Origin of the sequence: Rathayibacter tanaceti (assembly GCF_001634385.1) — a bacterium.
Classification (GTDB): Bacteria; Actinomycetota; Actinomycetes; order Actinomycetales; family Microbacteriaceae; genus Rathayibacter; species Rathayibacter tanaceti.
Genome location: NZ_LIIN01000185.1, coordinates 1 through 3,647, shown reverse-complemented (window position 1 = coordinate 3,647; position 3,647 = coordinate 1). Strand labels below are relative to the sequence as shown.

Sequence of the window (3,647 nt, the reverse complement as noted above, 5' to 3'; positions counted from 1 at the left end):
CCTACCGTCCGCCGCCCGAGCCGCGCCCGCGCCTGGGGGTCCGACCGGTGCGGATGGGCGACCGCGACCGCTGGGTGCGCACCGGCGCCAGCTGGCGCGACCTGGGCTACCTGCACTACAGCCACGACTACGACGAGCGTCAGATCGACGTGATCCGCGAGATGCAGGGCATCCTCTCGGGTCACAGCGCGTCGAGCTATTACTCGCCCGACACCTGGCTCTACCTCGACCAGTGCCGGAGCGAGGCGATCTGGGCGGCGCTGCACGGCGCGGTCCGCGCGGGCATCGGCCTCGTGATGGGCGACCGCGAGCAGTCGCCGCTGAAGATCCTCGACACCACGGCCACCGCCTCCATCGACGTCACGCGAACGGCCGCGGGCCTCGAGCTGCGGTCGCTGGTCGCGATCGGTGATCATCCGGCACCCGAGGAGTTCGGCTTCATCGGCGATCCGGCCGTAGGCTCTACACCTGGGAGGGCGGCGACGAGTTCCGCGCCCGACCCGTCACCCTCATCCCGTTCGCCGCCCCACTGCTGTCCTCGGCGCGCACCTTCCTCTGGAGCCGCGAGGCCATCCGCATCCCCGCCCAGGAGGAGTCGGCGTTCCTCACCGAGCACTACCAGCGCCTGCACCGCCTGTTCGACATCGTCTCGCGCGACGGCTCCTTCGAAGCACCGGCCGTTCCCGAGCCTCGGCTCGGCCTGACCCTCGAGCACACCGAGGGCGCCGGCCTGCGCGGCTCGTGGTGGTGGCGCTACGGAGTCGAGGGCGCGCGCGGCACGGATGCCCAGCGCCTCCCGTTGCGACCCGGCGAGGATGCGGGCTACCGCGACCTCGACGCCGAGCAGCGGATCCTCGACTCCCTCGTCGGAGCCGGCCTCGACCCCGAGTCGGCTCCCGCCCTCGTCTCGCCGTCGAGCCGGCGACTGCGGCCGACGTTCGACCTGCGCGGCATGCAGACGGTCGGCTTCCTCACCGGCGAGGCCGAGCGCCTCCGCGAACTCGGCACCGTCGAGATCGAGGAGATCGGCGAGCGCGTCGAGTACCGCGAGGCCGAGACCGCGCCGATCGTCGCCGTGCAGACCGTCGCCCAGCCCGACAGCCGCGACTGGTTCAACCTCGAGATCTCCGTCACGGTCAACGAGGAGGCGGTGCCGCTCGCCGAGATCTTCCTCGCGCTGGCTCGCGGCGACGAGTACATGGTGCTGCCCAGCGGCGTCTACTTCGCGCTCGACGACGAGCGCTTCGGCCGCCTCCGCGAGCTGATCGCCGAGGCGCGCGAGCTCTCGGACGACCCGAGCGAGACGCTGCGGATCAGCCGCTTCCAGTCGTCCCTCTGGGACGAGCTGGTCGAGTTGGGCGTGGTCGAGGCGCAGGCAGCGGCCTGGCGCCGCTCCGTCGAGGGCCTCTCCGGATTCACGGCCACGGGCGCTCTGGAGTCGCGGACCCTGCCCGAGGGCTTCGCGGTCGAGCTGCGGCCCTACCAGCAGCTCGGCTATGACTGGCTCTCGTTCCTCTACGACAACCAGCTCGGCGGCGTGCTCGCCGACGACATGGGTCTGGGCAAGACCGTGCAGTCGCTCGCGCTCGTCGCGCGCGTGATGCAGCAGCAGCGTGCCGCGGCGGAGGAGGCGGGTACCTCGCCGCGCCCGTTCCTCGTGGTCGCGCCGACCAGCGTCGTGCCCAACTGGGTCGGCGAGGCCGAGCGCTTCGCCCCGGGCCTCCGGTCGTCGGGATCGACGAGACCTCCAAGAAGAAGCGCCGGGCGCTCACCGGCGTCATCGGCGAGGCCGAGCTGGTCGTCACCTCCTACGCCCTGTTCCGCCTCGACTACGAGTCGTACGCGGGCATCCAGTGGTCGGGACTCCTCCTCGACGAGGCGCAGTTCGTGAAGAACCGCCAGTCGGCCACCCACCAGCTCGCGCGCCGCCTCGACGTGCCGTTCAAGCTCGCCATCACGGGAACGCCGATGGAGAACAACGTGATGGAGCTGTGGTCACTCCTCTCGATCGTCGCTCCCGGACTCTTCCCCTCGCCCGCCGGCTTCGTCGAGTTCTATCAGAAGCCGATCGAGCGCGAGGCCGACACCGAGAAGCTCTCGCAGCTGCGGCGCCGCATCCGACCGTTGATGCTGCGGCGCACCAAGGAGCTGGTGGCCAAGGAGCTGCCGCCCAAGCAGGAGCAGACCCTCGAGGTGGAGCTGGGCCCCCGGCAGCGCAAGGTCTACGACACCTATCTGGCGCGGGAGCGGCAGCGGGTGCTGGGTCTGATCGGCGACTTCGAGAAGAACCGCTTCGCGATCTTCCGCGCGCTGACCGTGCTGCGCCAGGTCGCGCTCGATGCCGCGCTGGTCGATGAGGCGCACGAGAAGGTCCCGTCGACGAAGCTCGACCTGCTCGACGAGCTCCTCGGTGACGCTCTCAGCGAGGGCCACCGCGTCCTGGTGTTCAGCCAGTTCACGCGGTTCCTGGGGCGGGTGCGCTCCCGCCTCGATGCGGCCGGGATCGAGTACGCGTATCTCGACGGAGCGACGAAGAAGCGCGACGAGGTCATCGACCGGTTCCGCTCGGGCGATGCCGGCGTCTTCCTGATCTCGCTCAAGGCGGGCGGCTTCGGCCTCAATCTCACCGAGGCCGACTACTGCATCCTGCTCGACCCGTGGTGGAATCCGGCGACCGAGTCGCAGGCCGTCGATCGCGCCCACCGCATCGGCCAGACCCGCTCGGTCATGGTCTACCGTCTCGTCGCGAAGGACACCATCGAAGAGAAGGTCATGGCCCTGAAGGAGGCGAAGGCGGCTCTCTTCGCGGCGGTCATGTCGGACGACGGAGCGGCGGCCACCGGCGGCATCACCGCGGAGGACGTGCGCGAGCTGCTGGGCTGAGCGCCGCGTGCGGCCCGCCGTGCCGCGCCTGACGGGCGGCCGTGTCGGGCCCGGTCCACGTCCTCGCCTGTCCGGCGCTGGTTCTCCAGGTGTTCCCCCTGGCGATGGGCGACATCGGTGCGCTCTCCGAGGCGGTCGCCTTCTGCACGCTGATGGTGCTCACCACGGAGCCGTCGCTCCTCGCTGTGTCTCCTCGCGCACCTGATCCAGCAGCGTCTCGACCGCCGCGCGGGTGTCGGCGGCCAGGCGTCCGAGTCGGTGCGCGGCGCGGATCGACGTCGGCCGGTAGGGGTGCACCAGCCGGCGGGCCGCGGTGCAGGGCAGCGCGAACGTGGCGACGATTCCCGCGTCGATCCCGTCGAGTCCACCGTCGTCGCGGCCGAACACCAGCTCGCGCCCCTCGTGGGCCAGCTCCTCCGGCAGCTCGGCCTCGCCGATCGGGAGGCGCAGCACCGCCAGCAGACCGGCGGCGACCACGCGCCGACGCAGGGGACGGCCCACGCGTGCGGCGGCCTGCACCGTGAAGAAGTCGGCCTGGCGCTCGAGGATCCCCGTGATGGTCTCGGCGAGGCGCTCCATCTCGGGGTGCAGCGAGACCCGGGCGAGCCGACGGTAGGCGTGTACCGCCACCCGCGCGTCGACCGCGAGTGCGAGTGCGAGGGGTCCGGCGAGGAGGAGGCACGCGCGGTCGCGCAGCGGATGCGCGACGACGGCCGGCTCGGGCGGCCGGTGGTCGATGCCGCGGATCTGCGGCGAGGCCGCCA

Annotated in this window: 2 protein-coding genes and 1 pseudogene; 2 read left to right on the top strand and 1 reads right to left on the bottom strand. The window is 71.5% G+C overall.

From position 1 onward, the window contains the following. Positions 1–511: 511 nt before the first annotated feature. The gene (locus ACH61_RS18625) at positions 512–1,891 is read left to right on the top strand and encodes an SNF2-related protein (protein WP_330220185.1); all 1,380 of its coding nucleotides are present in this window, start codon (positions 512–514) and stop codon (positions 1,889–1,891) included. Further along, a complete protein-coding gene (locus tag ACH61_RS18900) occupies positions 1,780–2,883 on the top strand; it encodes a DEAD/DEAH box helicase (RefSeq protein ID WP_330220184.1) in 1,104 nt (367 codons plus the stop codon). The genes ACH61_RS18625 and ACH61_RS18900 overlap by 112 nt, the downstream gene beginning before the upstream one ends. A 159-nt stretch (positions 2,884–3,042) precedes the next feature. On the opposite strand, the pseudogene ACH61_RS17580 reads toward ACH61_RS18900, so the two are convergent. Then, a pseudogene (locus tag ACH61_RS17580) lies at positions 3,043–3,647 on the bottom strand (hypothetical protein); the annotation flags it as partial.